Source organism: Acinetobacter sp. PFS20, assembly GCF_052261015.1.
Taxonomy (GTDB): Bacteria; Pseudomonadota; Gammaproteobacteria; order Pseudomonadales; family Moraxellaceae; genus Acinetobacter.
The window spans coordinates 3,816,451-3,831,238 of sequence record NZ_JBPVZE010000001.1 but is presented as its reverse complement, the minus strand read 5'-3'; the positions used below and the strand labels follow the sequence as shown (position 1 = coordinate 3,831,238).

General features: G+C 37.5%; 15 protein-coding genes. 7 read left to right on the top strand and 8 right to left on the bottom strand.

Translation table 11 applies throughout. The annotated features are described in order from the left end of the window. The first annotated feature begins 123 nt into the window (after nt 1-123). Together sppA and ACS125_RS18150 are read left to right on the top strand one after the other, a co-directional pair. The gene (sppA, locus tag ACS125_RS18155) at nt 124-1,140 is read left to right on the top strand and encodes a signal peptide peptidase SppA (protein ID WP_004790623.1); all 1,017 of its coding nucleotides are present in this window, start codon (nt 124-126) and stop codon (nt 1,138-1,140) included. 21 nt (nt 1,141-1,161) lie between these two features. Next, the gene (locus ACS125_RS18150; protein WP_004790626.1) at nt 1,162-1,971 is read left to right on the top strand and encodes an alpha/beta fold hydrolase; all 810 of its coding nucleotides are present in this window, start codon (nt 1,162-1,164) and stop codon (nt 1,969-1,971) included. Nucleotides 1,972-2,038: 67 nt separating this feature from the next. Here ACS125_RS18150 and purN read toward each other — a convergent pair whose 3' ends face one another. Further along, on the bottom strand, nt 2,039-2,668 hold the full coding sequence (gene purN, locus ACS125_RS18145) for a phosphoribosylglycinamide formyltransferase (protein WP_004790628.1): 630 nt from the start codon (nt 2,666-2,668) through the stop codon (nt 2,039-2,041). Beyond that, nucleotides 2,665-3,735: a phosphoribosylformylglycinamidine cyclo-ligase gene (purM, locus tag ACS125_RS18140; RefSeq protein WP_004790630.1), complete on the bottom strand. Its 1,071-nt coding sequence runs from the start codon at nt 3,733-3,735 to the stop codon at nt 2,665-2,667. Before purM ends, purN begins: the two co-directional genes overlap by 4 nt. Before the next feature lie 135 nt (nt 3,736-3,870). Between purM and cxpE the strand changes: the two genes are divergently transcribed. The 4 genes from cxpE (at nt 3,871) to ACS125_RS18120 (ending at nt 10,421) form a co-directional block, all read left to right on the top strand. After that, the gene (cxpE, locus tag ACS125_RS18135) at nt 3,871-5,064 is read left to right on the top strand and encodes a chloramphenicol efflux transporter CxpE (protein WP_004790632.1); all 1,194 of its coding nucleotides are present in this window, start codon (nt 3,871-3,873) and stop codon (nt 5,062-5,064) included. Nucleotides 5,065-5,084: 20 nt separating this feature from the next. Further along, nucleotides 5,085-5,783, top strand: a complete 699-nt coding sequence (hda, locus tag ACS125_RS18130) for a DnaA regulatory inactivator Hda (RefSeq protein WP_144732148.1) — start codon at nt 5,085-5,087, stop codon at nt 5,781-5,783. Between the two features lie 330 nt (nt 5,784-6,113). After that, on the top strand, nt 6,114-7,973 hold the full coding sequence (gene rbtA / locus ACS125_RS18125; protein WP_443273713.1) for a rhombotarget A: 1,860 nt from the start codon (nt 6,114-6,116) through the stop codon (nt 7,971-7,973). Between the two features lie 18 nt (nt 7,974-7,991). Then, nucleotides 7,992-10,421 (top strand): CSLREA domain-containing protein, encoded by a 2,430-nt coding sequence (locus ACS125_RS18120; RefSeq protein WP_443273711.1) that lies wholly within the window; start codon nt 7,992-7,994, stop codon nt 10,419-10,421. A 95-nt stretch (nt 10,422-10,516) separates the two neighbouring features. Here the strand turns inward: ACS125_RS18120 and ACS125_RS18115 are convergent, their stop codons facing one another. The 5 genes from ACS125_RS18115 to ACS125_RS18095 form a co-directional block, all read right to left on the bottom strand. Next, entirely contained in the window at nt 10,517-10,906 is a 390-nt protein-coding gene (locus ACS125_RS18115) for a DUF3106 domain-containing protein (RefSeq protein WP_004790640.1), read from the bottom strand. Further along, a complete protein-coding gene (locus ACS125_RS18110; RefSeq protein WP_004643705.1) occupies nt 10,896-11,216 on the bottom strand; it encodes a hypothetical protein in 321 nt (106 codons plus the stop codon). The genes ACS125_RS18115 and ACS125_RS18110 overlap by 11 nt, the downstream gene beginning before the upstream one ends. Then, on the bottom strand, nt 11,206-11,820 hold the full coding sequence (locus ACS125_RS18105) for an RNA polymerase sigma factor (RefSeq protein WP_004790645.1): 615 nt from the start codon (nt 11,818-11,820) through the stop codon (nt 11,206-11,208). Before ACS125_RS18105 ends, ACS125_RS18110 begins: the two co-directional genes overlap by 11 nt. 159 nt (nt 11,821-11,979) lie before the next feature. Further along, nucleotides 11,980-12,756, bottom strand: coding sequence for a TrmH family RNA methyltransferase (locus tag ACS125_RS18100; RefSeq protein WP_005307562.1), 777 nt, complete (start codon nt 12,754-12,756; stop codon nt 11,980-11,982). Between the two features lie 59 nt (nt 12,757-12,815). Then, complete coding sequence (locus ACS125_RS18095; RefSeq protein ID WP_013197070.1) at nt 12,816-13,787, bottom strand: class 1 fructose-bisphosphatase; 972 nt, start codon at nt 13,785-13,787, stop codon at nt 12,816-12,818. Nucleotides 13,788-13,971: 184 nt separating this feature from the next. Here ACS125_RS18095 and ACS125_RS18090 point away from each other — a divergent pair, with 184 nt between their 5' ends. Further along, nucleotides 13,972-14,157 (top strand): NF038105 family protein, encoded by a 186-nt coding sequence (locus ACS125_RS18090; RefSeq protein WP_004790651.1) that lies wholly within the window; start codon nt 13,972-13,974, stop codon nt 14,155-14,157. 57 nt (nt 14,158-14,214) lie between these two features. Here the strand turns inward: ACS125_RS18090 and pal are convergent, their stop codons facing one another. After that, entirely contained in the window at nt 14,215-14,775 is a 561-nt protein-coding gene (gene pal, locus ACS125_RS18085) for a peptidoglycan-associated lipoprotein Pal (protein WP_013197071.1), read from the bottom strand. Nucleotides 14,776-14,788 lie beyond the last annotated feature (13 nt).

Here is a 14,788-nt window from a genome sequence, read left to right as displayed (position 1 = left end):
AAAAAGGAAGCAATAATTAAAAAAAGATAAAATTATTATAAATGAAATCATATTATTTAGACAGTTTTTATCAAATCAACGTATATAATGACATCATTTTAGATTAATTTGGATTGGAATTTTATGTCCGATTGGCCACCAAAACCACAAAATGAACCTATAATCCCTAAACAAAATGGACCAGAATGGCAAATTCTTGAGAAGGCTGTACTTGCTTCAGTAGAGGAGCAGCGCCGTAGTCGCCGTTGGGGAATCTTCTTTAAAACATTAACTTTTATTTATTTATTATTCATTATTGTACTCATGGGTAAAGGCTGTTCAACCAGCAAAGAAGGCTCTGCTGTAAGTAGCAGTAGTGCCCATTTGGCTGTAGTGGATATTATTGGAACTATTGATGCTTCGAGTAATCAATCAGTAAATAGTGAAGATACCAATAAAGCGCTTAAACGTGCTTTTGAAGCTTCAAATAGTAAAGCTATTGCACTTAATATTAACTCACCTGGCGGTTCCCCAGTTCAGTCTGATGAAATCTGGCAAGAGATTCGTTATTTGAAAAAACAGCATCCAGATAAAAAGGTTTACGCTGTAATTGGTGATATGGGCGCATCAGGTGCTTATTATATTGCGTCTGCTGCGGATGAGATTATTGTCAATCCATCAAGTCTAGTCGGTTCAATTGGTGTGATCATGCCTAACTATGGGATTACTGGTTTAGCTCAGAAACTTGGCATTGAAGATCGCACTTTAACGGCAGGAACGAATAAAGACATTTTAAGTATGACAAAACCGATTGATCCTGTGCAAAAGCAACATATTCAATCTGTTCTTGATAATGTCCACACTCACTTTATCACTGCAGTTAAAGAAGGGCGTGGAAAGCGTTTGAAATCGAACGATCCAGCTATTTTTTCTGGTTTATTCTGGACTGGCGAACAAGCAATCCAATTGGGCGTTGCTGACCGTTCAGGTAACATTACGAGCTTGATGCGTGAACTAAACCTTGATAATAAAGTTGACTACACAATTGAGCGCAACCCATTACAATCCATTTTAGGTCGTATGGGAGCACAAATCGGGCAAGGGGTAAGTGAATCTATTGCTCAAGAAGTGCAGACTCGTCAAAGCGCAAAATTACAATAAAATCTGTTTTAGGATAGCGGTATGTCAATGAAACCAGTTATACACTTTGCTCATGCGAATGGCGTGCCATCAAAAGTGTATCAAAAACTGTTTGACCAGTTAAAAGGGGAATATGACATTATTTATGTTCCCCTGATTGGTCCTGATAAACGCTATCCTGTGACTAACCATTGGCCTGCTTTGGTTGATCAGGTAATTGACAGTATTGTACGACAGGCGAAAGGACGTAAAGTGATTGGACTTGGGCATTCTCTTGGTTCGGTTTTAACGTTGATGGCATCTTTTCAGCGTCCTGAACTCTTTTCTCAAGTCATTATGTTAGATCCGCCTCTTATTTTAGGACGATATTCATTTGCTTTTCATATGGCAAAATTATTTCGTCCTAAATTGGTTGATGCGATGACTCCAGCTGGTTTATCTGCACGCCGTCGTGAACATTGGGACTCGAGAGAGCAGGCTGCTGAGTTACTACGTCCTAAAGGTTTCTATAAAGATTTTGATGAAGATTGTTTTCAGGCTTATATTGATTATGCTTTGAAAGAGGATTCGGTTCGCGGTGGAGTTACTTTAACGATTTCTCGTGAGGATGAAGTTGCAATTTTCCGTAAGAATCCTTCTTGGTGGTGGCTGCCTATGCCAAAACCTAAGATGCCTGTGCATTTAGTTGTAGGTAAAGGAAGTGATTTCTTAAAGAGAGGCTTTCCTCAAATGGCAAAGCGAAAAATGGGAATTCCGTTTACTGTGGTTGAAGGGGGGCATATGTTCCCTTTAGAGCATCCAATTGATACAGTGAATTCTATAAAGAAATTAATTCATCATCAGCCAAATTAATTTTTAGACTTATAAAAAAGGACATGCTGGCATGTCCTTTTTTATTTTTGCTTTTGAGTAAAAAGTTTTACCAATTTGCAAAACGAATAGGGTGTTCAAGAACTTGATCACGGAAATAAGCTTGGCCATTTTTCCATGTAAGTTGACCGTTACATAACCACTCTGCTACTTGTGGGTAGATAAAGTGCTCAAGTGCATGCACTCGATTTGCTAATGAAGCGGCAGTATCATGTTCTTTAACTGAAATAGCGGATTGGGCAATTGATTGACCAGAATCCAGTTCAGCCGTTACAAAGTGTACGGTACAACCATGTAAACGATCACCTGTGTTTAAAACACGTTGATGAGTGTTCACACCTTTATAAGCTGGAAGAAGTGAGGGATGTATGTTCAGCATTTTCCCTTGCCATTTGTTGACAAAGGTGGGAGTTAAAATGCGCATGAAACCGGCTAAAATAACCACATCCACTTGCCAAGCCAAGAGCTGTTGATGCATTGCTTCATCAAACACTTCACGAGTTGGAAAGTCTTTATGAGAAATAACGGCTGTAGCAATATTGGCTTTTTGAGCACGCTCTAGGGCATAAGCATCTGCTTTATTAGACAGTACACCTACAATTTGCCCTGATAGATTTGCATCTATCAAGGCTTGTAAATTACTGCCATTCCCAGAGACTAGAACAGCAATTTTTATCATGCAAAGATCACACGAATTTTTTCGTCTGCACCTTCCACTGATTCAGCATTTTCTTGGATGTGTCCAATTTTCCAAGCTTTTTCGCCTTGAGCATTAAGCACTTCAATTGCTTTTTCAGCATCATTTGCATCAACAGCAATGACCATACCTACGCCACAGTTAAACGTACGGTACATTTCAAAGCGCTCTACATTGCCTTCGCGTTGTAGAAGCTGGAATAACTCAGACCATTCCCAAGAAGCTTCATCAATGACTGCTTGAGCACCATTTGGTAATACACGTGGTAAGTTACCAGGTAAACCGCCGCCAGTGATGTGTGCCATAGCATGCACATCAACTTGTTTGCAAAGTTCAAGAACTGGTTTTACATAAATACGTGTTGGTTCCATTGCAACATCTGCAAGAGGGCGACCATCAATTATTTGAGTTAAATCAACGTTTTTAACGTCTAAAATTTTACGTAGTAATGAGTAACCATTTGAGTGAGCACCACTTGATGCAACACCGATAAGTACGTCACCAGACTTTACTTTAGTGCCATCAATAATTTTGCTTTGCTCAACAACACCAACCGCAAAACCAGCAAGATCGTAATCTTCGCCTTCATACATGCCTGGCATTTCTGCGGTTTCACCACCTACAAGTGCGCAACCTGCAAGCTCACAACCTTTACCAATACCAGTAACAACATTTGCAGCAACGTCAACATTTAAGTGACCAGTCGCGTAATAATCAAGGAAGAATAATGGTTCTGCACCACAAACTAAAAGGTCATTTACACACATAGCCACAAGATCTTGGCCGATTGTGTCATGACGATTAAGATTAAGTGCCAAACGTAATTTAGTTCCTACACCATCGGTTCCAGAAACTAAAACAGGCTCTTCATAACCTTTAGGAATTTTGCATAGTGCACCAAAGCCACCAAGACCGCCCATTACTTCAGGACGACTTGTACGTTTAGCGACTGACTTGATACGATCGACCAGTGCGTCGCCCGCTTCAATGTCGACACCCGCATCTTTATAGCTTAAACCGGTATTTGGGGTAGAAGTTGAGTTGCTCATAAATGAAGTCTCCGCATTGGCGGCAGATTATAACCTGAATATACGAAACTCTTATGTTATTTATGCTCGAAAATGCTATCTTTAATAAAAATATTTTTTCATTTATAACGATTAAATCAAAAAAGGCTAGATTTTATGCAAGATCGTATACTGCGCCGTATTCTTTTACTCGCAGGTATTGTATTGCTGGTATGGGTATTGTACTTACTCAAGCCTGTAGTCATTCCTTTTATCGGTGCTTTTTTCCTGGCTTATTTATTCAGTCCACTCGTTGATGTTCTGGTAAAAATCAAATTGCCGCGCTGGTTAGCAATTAGCGTGGTGTTCATCGGAATTGGTGTAACACTAACCATTGCATTATGGTATTTGGTTCCTCTGATCTGGAAACAATTGGTTTACGCCCGAGATAGCATTCCAGCAGGTATTCACTGGATTAATGCAGAACTATTGCCATGGGTTTCTTCGACATTTAATGTTCAGCAAATGGAAATTGATACTGATCAAATGTCCAAAGCTGTCATGGATTATGTTCAGACAAATTACAGTGCCGATAGTATTCAAGCTGTCTTATTAAAGCTTGCACAATCAGGGCTCAATTTTATTCAAATTGGTGGAACAGTTGTTCTAATTCCAATTATTGCTTTTTATTTTTTATTAGACTGGGACCGTATGCTACAAAACTTACGCCGTCTCATTCCACGCCCATATGAAGCAACTACTTTACAGATCGTTGGTGAATGCCATAGCGTTTTAGGAGCGTTTGTTAAAGGTCAGTTTCTCGTCATGCTATTGCTAGGCGTGGTATACGCAGTTGGTTTACAGCTCATTGGTTTGGAAGTTGGTCTTATTATTGGTATGGTGGCTGGTCTTGCCAGTATTATTCCTTATCTAGGATTTGCTGTCGGTATTATTGCTGCGGTTATCGCGAGCTTATTCCAGTTCGGATTGGACTGGATGCATTTATTACTGGTTGGTGTGGTTTTCATGATTGGCCAAGCCGTAGAGGGGTATATTCTTCAGCCATTCCTACTAGGCGATAAAATTGGTTTATCTCCTGTGGCAGTTGTTTTTGCCGTATTGGCAGGTGCACAGCTTGCAGGATTCTTAGGAATGCTAATTGCATTGCCTGTTGCTGCTGTTATTGTAGTGTTGTTGAAGCATTTAAGAGAGAATTATGAAAGAAGCTCACTTTATGCTCCACCTTCTACATTAGTGATCCAACATGGCGATATTGAGCAAATTCATGTAGAAACCGAAAGCACTAAGCTTGATCTTGAAGTTAAAACACAGCAAGATACAGATGAACTGAAATCCCCTAACCAGAAATAATTTCAAGGTTAATTCAATATATGCGTCAACTCCAACTGGATATAGAACCTCAACTTGATGCCCGAATCAGTGATTTTTCGGGACCAAGTTGGGGGAATGTAGTCGATGCTGTGCGTCAACTACATGCTGGTCTGGTGAGTAGGTTTTATATCTACGGGGGAGCAGGAACAGGAAAGAGTCACTTACTTTCCGCAATTTGTGACTCTTATTTAGAAATAGGCAAATCTGCAATTAAAGTTTCTTTGCTTGAACTCCTCGATGCTCCTATCGAAGCAATTACTTCTTTAGAGCATTATGATCTTGTTGCTTTGGATGATATTGAATCAATTAGTGGGGTGCCTCATTGGCAAAAAGCTGTTTTTCATTTAATGAATAATCACGAAGGACAGCTAGTATTTTCTTCACGTGTAGCGCCTATCGAATTAAAGTTAGAATTGCCAGACTTACAGTCACGACTTACGCAAGCTGTTAGTGTTAAAGTACCGAGTGGAAGCTTATATGCGGACCGCTACTCTTTAGTTACGTCTGTAATGTCTAGACGTGGTATCCATTTTGATCAGCAAATTGTTGACTACTTATTATTACATGGCCCTCATCAAGCCTCTCTTTTACTACAGACAGTTGCTCAGTTAGAAAAACTTCTCAAAGGCGAAAAAACAAAACTTTCGAATGCAACTTTAAGACAAATTTATGCTTTGATTGATGAATATCAACAATAGATATCCTTTAATCTTGTCTTATTGCCTCACCTGCGCATATAAAAAACTATTAAAAATAGAGTCTCTGACATAAGATTTCTAATTTCAGAGCACTTACTTCTACATCTTTTAAAGCTTCTTCTAATTTTAAACCATTCACATTTTTGTATTTAAAAAAGTTTTTTAAATGTATGAAGCTTTTTGTAAGCTGGTTCAAAAATGACTCTACAGACCGACCAAAATGTCTTGAGAAATTCTACTTGCTGTGACAAAGTACGCACAAAGGATGCGATTGCAAAAGCGGAAATTTTGCAATTTTGACAAAGAAAAATGAAAAAAAGATGTAAGGAGATGGGTATGCTCAAACGGAGCATTGCTTTTGCTTTATTGGCTATTGCTGGACACGCTTATTCTGCCGATATTCAAGTCACAACTACAACTGATGAAGACATCGATAACACTGTCTGTTCATTACGTGAAGCAATAGAATTTCTAAAATATCGTGCATCATCTAATGCAGCTGATGTTGAAAAATATGCAAATGGCTACAATGGTTGTGGTAATAAAGATGCCTCATCAAATATTATTTTGCAGCGTGATAAAGAGTATACTTTAAATAAAAGTATAATAATTACGGTTCCTGTAGCTATTAGTACAGCAAAAAATGATTCTACTCTAGTTGAGGAGGGAGCGCCCAACTCTCATAATGCAACTATTAAAATGGCGGGTACGGATCAACTATTCCGTATAGATGATGGTAGTGTTGAAAAAGCTTCTTTTACAGTTTCATTTGTTGATATCAATTTAAAAGGTGCTGGCTCAAAGAGTGTAATACCTCAAGGTAACGGTGGATTAATTTATAATCATGAACAATTGGTTATTCAAAACTCTCGTTTAATGGATGGGTATGCAACAAATGGGGGCGCAATTTATAATGCTGGCAATTTATCAAATACTACTAAAACAGCAGGTTCGGTAACGATTATTAATAGCCTGCTTCAAAATAATAAAGCGAGTCAGGGGGGTGTTTTATATAGTGATATGCCACTTTACTATATCAGTCGCTCTGTAGTGCGTGATAATGAAGTGACTGCAGCAGATGGCGCATTGTTTCATGCTGAAACTAAATTTGCAGATGAAAGTACGGGCGGATATTTAACTTCTCGTATTATTGGTTTAAGTAATAGTACGATTTTTCATAATAAAGGTAGTTTCATTGCCAATGTTCGTGATGGCATGGTAATCAATAATATTACACTCATTAAAAATGTGGGAGGTTTGTATTTTGATGCCCCACAAGGAAAAGCGTCTGTCTCTAATAGTATTCTAGTAGGTAATACAACAAACTGTAAGGTATCTACAACAGATAAAACGATTGTGCAGAGCAATTTAGTAACAACAGAATGTAATCGTAATGCTTCTGCAGAGTTACCAAATATTCTATATCCTGCAAGTGAAAAACTAATTGCTGGAAATGCAGATGAAGGAACCTGTGATGTTCCACCAGCAGATGGATTGCTATGTCCTTATTCAACACCGAGCAATAGCTTTTTAGGATTCTTTAAACCAAGAGTTTTAGATAAATATACTAGTCTTTCGCAATCATTATTAATTAACAAAGGTCGTTTATATAGTGATGGGACTTCTGTAGGTCTGGCAAGTTGTGAAAAACAAGATCAACGTGGAAAAAATAGAAGTGGTTATGATGAGTTGTGTGATTTAGGGGCAATTGAATTAATTACTAACCGCGATGATATTAGTACACATGGCCAAGATATTAAATATGGTGAAATTGCCAAATTTAATATTGCCGATGTGGTAGGTGATGGAGAGTTAGTTTCTCCACAAACATGTGAAAAAATGTTTGGAAAAAGAACAGATGGTCAAGCTTGGCAGTCAGGCTGTATGAAGATTGTTCAAACAAGTACACCATCTAAAGGAACTTTGTCTATTGATGCTCAGGGAAATCTAACTTATGTTCCAAATGGAAACTGGCATGGAGCAGATGTATTTAACCTTTTAGTCGTTACTACTACCACACGTTTTAATGATGCTGCGGATGTTTATTTAACAATTCCAGTTCAAATTGTACAAGATCCACCATCAGGTATTGAGGATAAATCTGTAAGCACGGGTGGTGGCGGAAGTGTAGGTGGTGGTTTAGTTTTAGGTTTATTTGGTTTAATTGCTCTAAGACGTTTAAAGTCATAATCAAGGATGATAAAGGCTATGAAAAATTATAAAAAGGCTTTTTTAGCATTAGCTGTGATTGCTGCAATGCCATTATTTGCAGATACTACGACTGGAAGAATTGACGTTACAACTTTTGATGATGAAGATGGTGAAAATACGAATGCCTGTTCATTGCGTGAAGCGATAAAGACTGCTGAGCTACGTAAGTCATATGGCGGATGTGCTGTTATTGATACACGTGAAACTACTCAAAAATCGATTCAGCTTAAAGCAGGAATGTACACTCTAAATAAGGAATTAGTTCCAAATGCGAATATTGCTATTTTTGGTGCTGATCCCGTAGATTGGCAGAAAAAAAGTGTATTAACCAATGATTATCCTGCACAACTTGAATTACAAACACTTATTAATGCTCAAGGTAAGTCACGCATTTTTAATACGACTACTTATAAACAGCCGTTAAGCATAAATAATGTAATTCTTGAAAATGGTGTCACAACTGGTCAGGGTGGGGCAATTTATGCAGGTGCTGACATTGCTTTACAAAATAGCCAAATTTTATCATCTCGGGCAACAAGCGGAGGGGCAATTTATTTAGCTTCACCGAATATTACTTTATCAGTGAATCATTCATTACTGAAAGGCAATAACGCAACACAAGGTAGTGTTTTATCAATGGGGTGTTTTAGTGACACCGTCTATGCGCCACGTACTATTACTCTTACATCAAATAGTATTGTGAATAATGGTAATACATCTACAACAAGTGCATTTGAGTTTTGCGGTAAACCTACTGCGACATTATCGGTTAATACTATTGCACAAAATATAGCCAATAACACTAACGGCAGTATTATCAAGTTTACTGGTGATACCAATAATCCAGCCAATACATCAAGTATTTTAAGTTCAAGCAGTAGTTTAGTACTTTTAAATAATACAATTGTTGAAAACAACGCGAATAGTACTTTCCTCTACGATAAATTGGGCGCAAAAAAGCTAAGTTTTAACGTATTGGCTTATAATACCGGAAGTTATGCCTGTAAATATCTTTTAGGTGCGGCAGCAGAGCAAAAGAGTGTAGGTCTAACGCTAGATTTCAATGCACTTGACTGGACATCAGCAACAGCAAAGTGTGATGTTCCAAAGGAATCTTTGCCAGATGGTCAGACTAATATTAATATTAGTACACAAGCATTCAGCAATTTATTAAGTCCTTTACAAGCGGCAACTGCTTATACTGGGTTCTTACCTATTTACTATCCAAAAAATATTTCTTCTAGCACAGATTTAATTGACGTTGATCAAGATAGTAAAGGAAGTTGTGCCACAATTGATCAACGTGGTTTAAACCGTTTGACAGATAGTACCTCATATTATCAGCCAGAAAGTCGTAATAGTTGTGATATTGGTTCTGTCGAGTTAATGAAGCTCACTGCAGGTGATTTAGAGGATGTTAGTAATATTTCATTAACGACTTTAATTGATACTTATCAACAAAATTATGATTTATTTGATAATTATATTAAAGACCCTAAGACACCTTCTAACTTTATTACTTACTATAAAGTACGTTTAGAGGAGTTTAAGAATCTAATTGATACAACTAAGGCAAATCTTAAATATCGCGCAATTTATCTTGATTTAAAGAACTATGATTTACCATTACCGACAGAAGATGCTAATCATGTGCTGAAGTTCTTCAACACAACAGACTATCGTATTACAACTGAGCCATTAGGTATTGGATCTCTTGATGATAAATATGATGCTCAACAAGTTAAAGATCTATCTGATCAGGACAAGTTATTCTGTGAGTGGAATAGTGCTTTACAGCAAATTGTTTTTTATCGCAAGGACGATGTAGTTACTCAAGCTGGTACCTATGCTTATTGTAAATATACAATTACTACAGCCGATAATAAATTAAGTTCAAGCGGTTTGATTAAAGCTCGTTTTAATAATATTGAACCAGTGTCTGGTGATGGAACAATTACATTTAAATATCTTGCAAATGAAACTATTCCATTGAACTTGCTTAAATATGCGAATGATGATGGTGATGGACCTGTAAATACGCTTTTAAAACCTAAATCACAATTTTGGGTAAATGAAGACGGTGTGGAGTTACCAATTTATTTACCAAGCAAAACTTCAAAAGATGGAATCTTTAAGGTCGTTAAAGCAGATCGAGAAGGACCTTGTCCTAAGGATGATAAAGATAAAACTTGTTATGGTGGAAATATTTATATACAGGCAAATAACGTCTTTAACGTTTTTAATGATTCATTAAGTTATAACGTTTATGATGCAGATGGTAAAATTTCATCTAAAGCTGGCACAATTAACTTGATAAGTACAGCAACTACAACGGATGATTCTCGAAGTGGCGGTGGTGGTGGCTTAGGAATTCTATCTATAGCATCTTTAGTTGGTTTAGCAGCGTATAGACGCTACCGTAAATAAACGATATAAAATAAAAAAGCCTCCAATTGGAGGCTTTTTTATAGAAGTTATGTAATACATTAAATTCACTTCATACGAATTTTACAGAGTTATATTTAATGTTCTAAATACTTGTTCATATATTCTTCACGAATAGCTGTTCTTTCTTCGCCGTTCGCTTTAAGCATACGCTGGCGTAAATCATTACGTTCTTGTGTGCTCATTTTTTGCCATGCTTCACGCATTTTTTCTTTTTCAGCATCGGGAAGTTGAGTAAACCAGTCCATACGTTGCTGCAGGTTCGTACTTTGATTTGCTGGTAACTCTTTTAAGCTCTGGTAGCGTTTAATAACTGCCCGTTGTTCTTCTTCAGAAAGAGCATTCCATGTGTCATCAACTTGTGTATTGGCATCCTTAGAAAAAATCCAAAATCGTTCAAAACCTGCAAAACTCGTTTGCAGGAAACTTAATGAACAAAGGATAAGTGCTAATTTTTTAGCTGCCATGTTGTACTTTATCCTCACCCAAGACCATTAGCATTTCTAAATCTTCCACCATTTGTGGAGATAATTTAGGATTTACAATCACTTGATTCTGCGGCTTATCAACAATATCTGCTGAATTAGGTAAAATTACAAAACCTGTGATCGCAGCTGCAAGTGCAAAACCAGACATTTTCCAGACACTATAAAAAGAGGCTGGTTTTTGTTGAATATGGTCAAGCACATGATTCATGACCACTGTTTTATTTTTATGGTGATGTGCCAAACTATCAAGTTTAGACGTCACCTTTTTAGTGAAATCATCATGATTCATCAGAACCTCCCAAGGGATTTAAATGGGCTAAGTACTCTCTAAGTCCCTGAATTGCTCGGTGATAATGGGTTTTTACACTACCTTCAGTACAGTTCATGATCTGAGCCGTTGTGTGTGTGTCAAAACCTTCCCACGCACGTAACATAAATGCCTGTTGTTGACGAACAGGTAGCTTTGAAATTGCTTCTCGAATTTCTTCGATAGTCACTGCTTGATCAAGAAAATCCGCAGGATTAATGGCTTTTTCATCAACTACATCAATAACTTCATCGTCGTCATTATCCAGACTAACTTTTTTGAAGAATGAAAATGGGTTTGCTCTACGAGATTCTTTGCGGCGCCAATCCTGAAGTTTGTTGTTTAAAATAGTATAAAACAGGGGATACCATTCTTCAGTACTTTTATCGGCATAAGATTTGTGTAAAGCAATAAATGCTTCTTGAACCAAATCCATTGCAATACCTTGTTGACCTTGGGTAGCACTCTCCATCATCACCAAAGCACGACCAGTAACATCTTGCATGAAAACTTTCAGGCGTTGTTCAGCCGTGCTTGCATGAGCACTAGATGTTTCCGATCGAGACTTTTTCGGTGCTAAATCCATGGAGATGGAAAATCCTGTCATTGGACATACCCACCTTATCTTCAATATATCTCTTATATAACGTTGAAAAGAGGTGGGAGGTTGACAACAATCGGTTATTTTTTACTAGTGTAATTGATTTTTTTCACAAATATGTGAGATGTAAAATAAATTAACGTTTTATTGGCGTTGACGAACCATCTCAAAAAAACAAATTGATCCTGCAATTGCTACATTTAGTGACTCTTGTCCACCAGGCTGAGGAATAGTCACAGATTCTGCGTGATCTAAGGCGTAATCACTTGCACCTTGGCCTTCATTTCCTAAAATCCAGACACATGGTTTTGAAAGATCTTTTGAGTAAAGACTAGTTGAGCGATGAGAACTTGTAACAAAAACTGGAATTTGAAATTTTGGAAGAATATCTGTGAGTTGGAAGTTTTCAAAACAATGTAAGCTAAAATGAGCCCCCATGCCTGCTCTTAAAACTCGTGGCGACCAAAGTGATGCAGATCCTTGTGTGCAAATAATTTGTTTAATATTTGCTGCCGCTGCTGAACGTAGCAAGGTGCCTACGTTACCTGGATCTTGTATATTTTCTAGAATTAAAGTATCTACCTTATAGTCAATTGTTGATGCAGTTTTAGGTAAATCAATAATAGCTAAACAAGGTAAGCTTGTACCTAATGTGCTTAAATCTCTATATAAAACTTCACTAATAACAAAGATATGACCTTGATGCAGTTCGATTATTTTTTTTAAATCAGTGTGTTCTAATGCTTGTTCTGTCGTAAATAAAGAAAAAATCTTCTTTTGCTGTTGTAACCATGTCAAGCAGAGATGGGTACCTTCAAGGACTGTTTGTTGGTGCTTTTTTCGGGCGCTATTAAGTTCGATTAATCCACGCAAATGTTTAATTTTTGCATTGTCTTTTGATTCTAAAAAAATAACCGCCATGAGAAAATATCCAACAAAAGGGCATCATGATACTATGATGCCCTAAATAATTAAAATTATTAATGATAGCTTGTTACACGCTCAACTTCATTTTTAGAACCAATAATTACAGGAACACGTTGGTGAAGTTCTGTCGGTTCAATATCTAAAATGCGAACACGGCCTGTAGTTGAGGTGCCACCAGCTTGTTCTATCAGCATACTCATTGGGTTTGCTTCATACATTAAACGTAAGCGACCTGCTTTTTTCGGGTCTTTTAAGTCGTATGGATAAAGGAAAATACCGCCACGACATAAAATACGGTGAATATCACCCACCATACATGCTACCCAACGCATATTGAAATCTTTTTCACGTACAGATGTTTTACCTGCAAGTAATTCATCAATATATTGTTTTACAGGCTCTTCCCAATGACGTTGGTTAGATGCGTTAATTGCAAACTCTTGAGTATCTGCTGAAACTTGAACATTGTCAGTAGTAAGCAAGAATGTTTGAGTTTCTGGGTCTAAAGTAAAGAATACTACGCCATTTCCTACAGTTAAGGCCATCATAGTTGATGGGCCATAAAGTACGTAACCAGCAGCAACTTGCTGTGTACCTGCTTGCATGAAATCTTCTGCTTGGGTTACCGCATTTTTCGCAGGCAGAATAGAGAAAATTGTGCCTACACACATATTGATGTCGATGTTGCTTGAGCCGTCTAATGGATCAAATAAAACCAGATATTTACCATTTTCTTGTGCAGGTGTGAACTCATCAAGTTCTTCAGAAGCGAGGCCACCCACTTGTGGATGAACTTTTAAAGCATCAATTAAATAGTCATTTGAAATCACATCAAGTTTTTTCTGTGTTTCACCTTGAACATTTTCATTACCAGCACTACCTAAAATACCAGCGAGTGCACCTTTTTGTAAGGCTTGATCGATCGTTTTACAGGTGGTGGCGATAGTGTCGATGACTTGAGCCAACTCAGGTGTTAGATTCCCTTTTTGTTGTTGTAAAAATTGGGACAATGTGAGGTTGGACATAAAAAAAGCTCCTGTGCTTCAAGCATCAAAATGAGTCAGATAAATACGTGGCATATTCTAGATGAGAATGTCACAAAATAAAAATTATCTTACTTTATTTGTGTTGGATTTATGCTTACAACCCCCATTTTAAATGGTATGTTGATTATATGGCAACGGACTGTATATTTTTAGGAGAATCGAAATGACAACAAAGAAGTTTGATGCGACCCCAACAGCAGGTGAACCAATCAATCTAGATGAAATTTCGAAAGAAAATGTTCAGGAAGCTTGGAAAGACTACGAGGCTAAACCTGAATATAAAGATTTTAATAAGCACGATTTGATTGAATCTATGCAACATTCTGAAGAAGAAAAGAAATCTTCTTAAGTTGTGTTGTTATAAAAAAACGCTCATAAAATATGAGCGTTTTTTTATGCATATGCCTTATTTTAATAAAGGAGGCACTGCTTCGTAATTAATTTCAACACGGCGGTTTTCTTTCCACGCTGATTCATCATGTCCTGCATTCACAGGCGCTTCTTTACCGTAACTTACAGCTTCAAGTTGCTGTGGGTTTACACCATTGGTAATTAAGTAGCTTTGTACCGCTTTAGCACGACGCTCGCCTAAAGCCATATTGTACTCACGTGTACCACGTTCATCTGTATGACCAGTTAATGCAACTTTTGAATTTGCATTTGCCATAAGGAATTGAGCGTGAGCTTGGAGCGTTTGATAGTCTTCAGTAGATAAATCACTGCTATCATAATCAAAATGAACAACGCGTTTAGCCAAGGCAGCTTTATTTGCTTCAGTTACACCTTTCGATGAAGCACCAGCCAAATTTTGAGCATTTAATGCCGCATCTTCACTTAAACCAGAAGTGTTAACTGTACTTGGATTTGTGCCAGTTGCAGTAGTTGTTGCTGGTTTGCGGCTTGCACAACCCGTCATTACAAGTGCTACGCTAAGAAAGGGTAAAGCTAAATATTTGATTGATTTCATGATCTTCTCCATC

Coding starts and splice junctions, on each gene's coding strand:
- hda (WP_144732148.1), top strand. CDS start 5,085: ATGCGTCAACTCCAACTGGATATAGAACCTCAACTTGATGCCCGAATC.
- rbtA (WP_443273713.1), top strand. CDS start 6,114: ATGGGTATGCTCAAACGGAGCATTGCTTTTGCTTTATTGGCTATTGCT.
- ACS125_RS18120 (WP_443273711.1), top strand. CDS start 7,992: ATGAAAAATTATAAAAAGGCTTTTTTAGCATTAGCTGTGATTGCTGCA.
- cxpE (WP_004790632.1), top strand. CDS start 3,871: ATGCAAGATCGTATACTGCGCCGTATTCTTTTACTCGCAGGTATTGTA.
- ACS125_RS18100 (WP_005307562.1), bottom strand. CDS start 12,756: ATGGCGGTTATTTTTTTAGAATCAAAAGACAATGCAAAAATTAAACAT.
- ACS125_RS18110 (WP_004643705.1), bottom strand. CDS start 11,216: ATGAATCATGATGATTTCACTAAAAAGGTGACGTCTAAACTTGATAGT.
- ACS125_RS18115 (WP_004790640.1), bottom strand. CDS start 10,906: ATGGCAGCTAAAAAATTAGCACTTATCCTTTGTTCATTAAGTTTCCTG.
- purN (WP_004790628.1), bottom strand. CDS start 2,668: ATGATAAAAATTGCTGTTCTAGTCTCTGGGAATGGCAGTAATTTACAA.
- ACS125_RS18095 (WP_013197070.1), bottom strand. CDS start 13,787: ATGTCCAACCTCACATTGTCCCAATTTTTACAACAACAAAAAGGGAAT.
- ACS125_RS18150 (WP_004790626.1), top strand. CDS start 1,162: ATGTCAATGAAACCAGTTATACACTTTGCTCATGCGAATGGCGTGCCA.
- ACS125_RS18090 (WP_004790651.1), top strand. CDS start 13,972: ATGACAACAAAGAAGTTTGATGCGACCCCAACAGCAGGTGAACCAATC.
- pal (WP_013197071.1), bottom strand. CDS start 14,775: ATGAAATCAATCAAATATTTAGCTTTACCCTTTCTTAGCGTAGCACTT.
- purM (WP_004790630.1), bottom strand. CDS start 3,735: ATGAGCAACTCAACTTCTACCCCAAATACCGGTTTAAGCTATAAAGAT.
- sppA (WP_004790623.1), top strand. CDS start 124: ATGTCCGATTGGCCACCAAAACCACAAAATGAACCTATAATCCCTAAA.
- ACS125_RS18105 (WP_004790645.1), bottom strand. CDS start 11,820: ATGGATTTAGCACCGAAAAAGTCTCGATCGGAAACATCTAGTGCTCAT.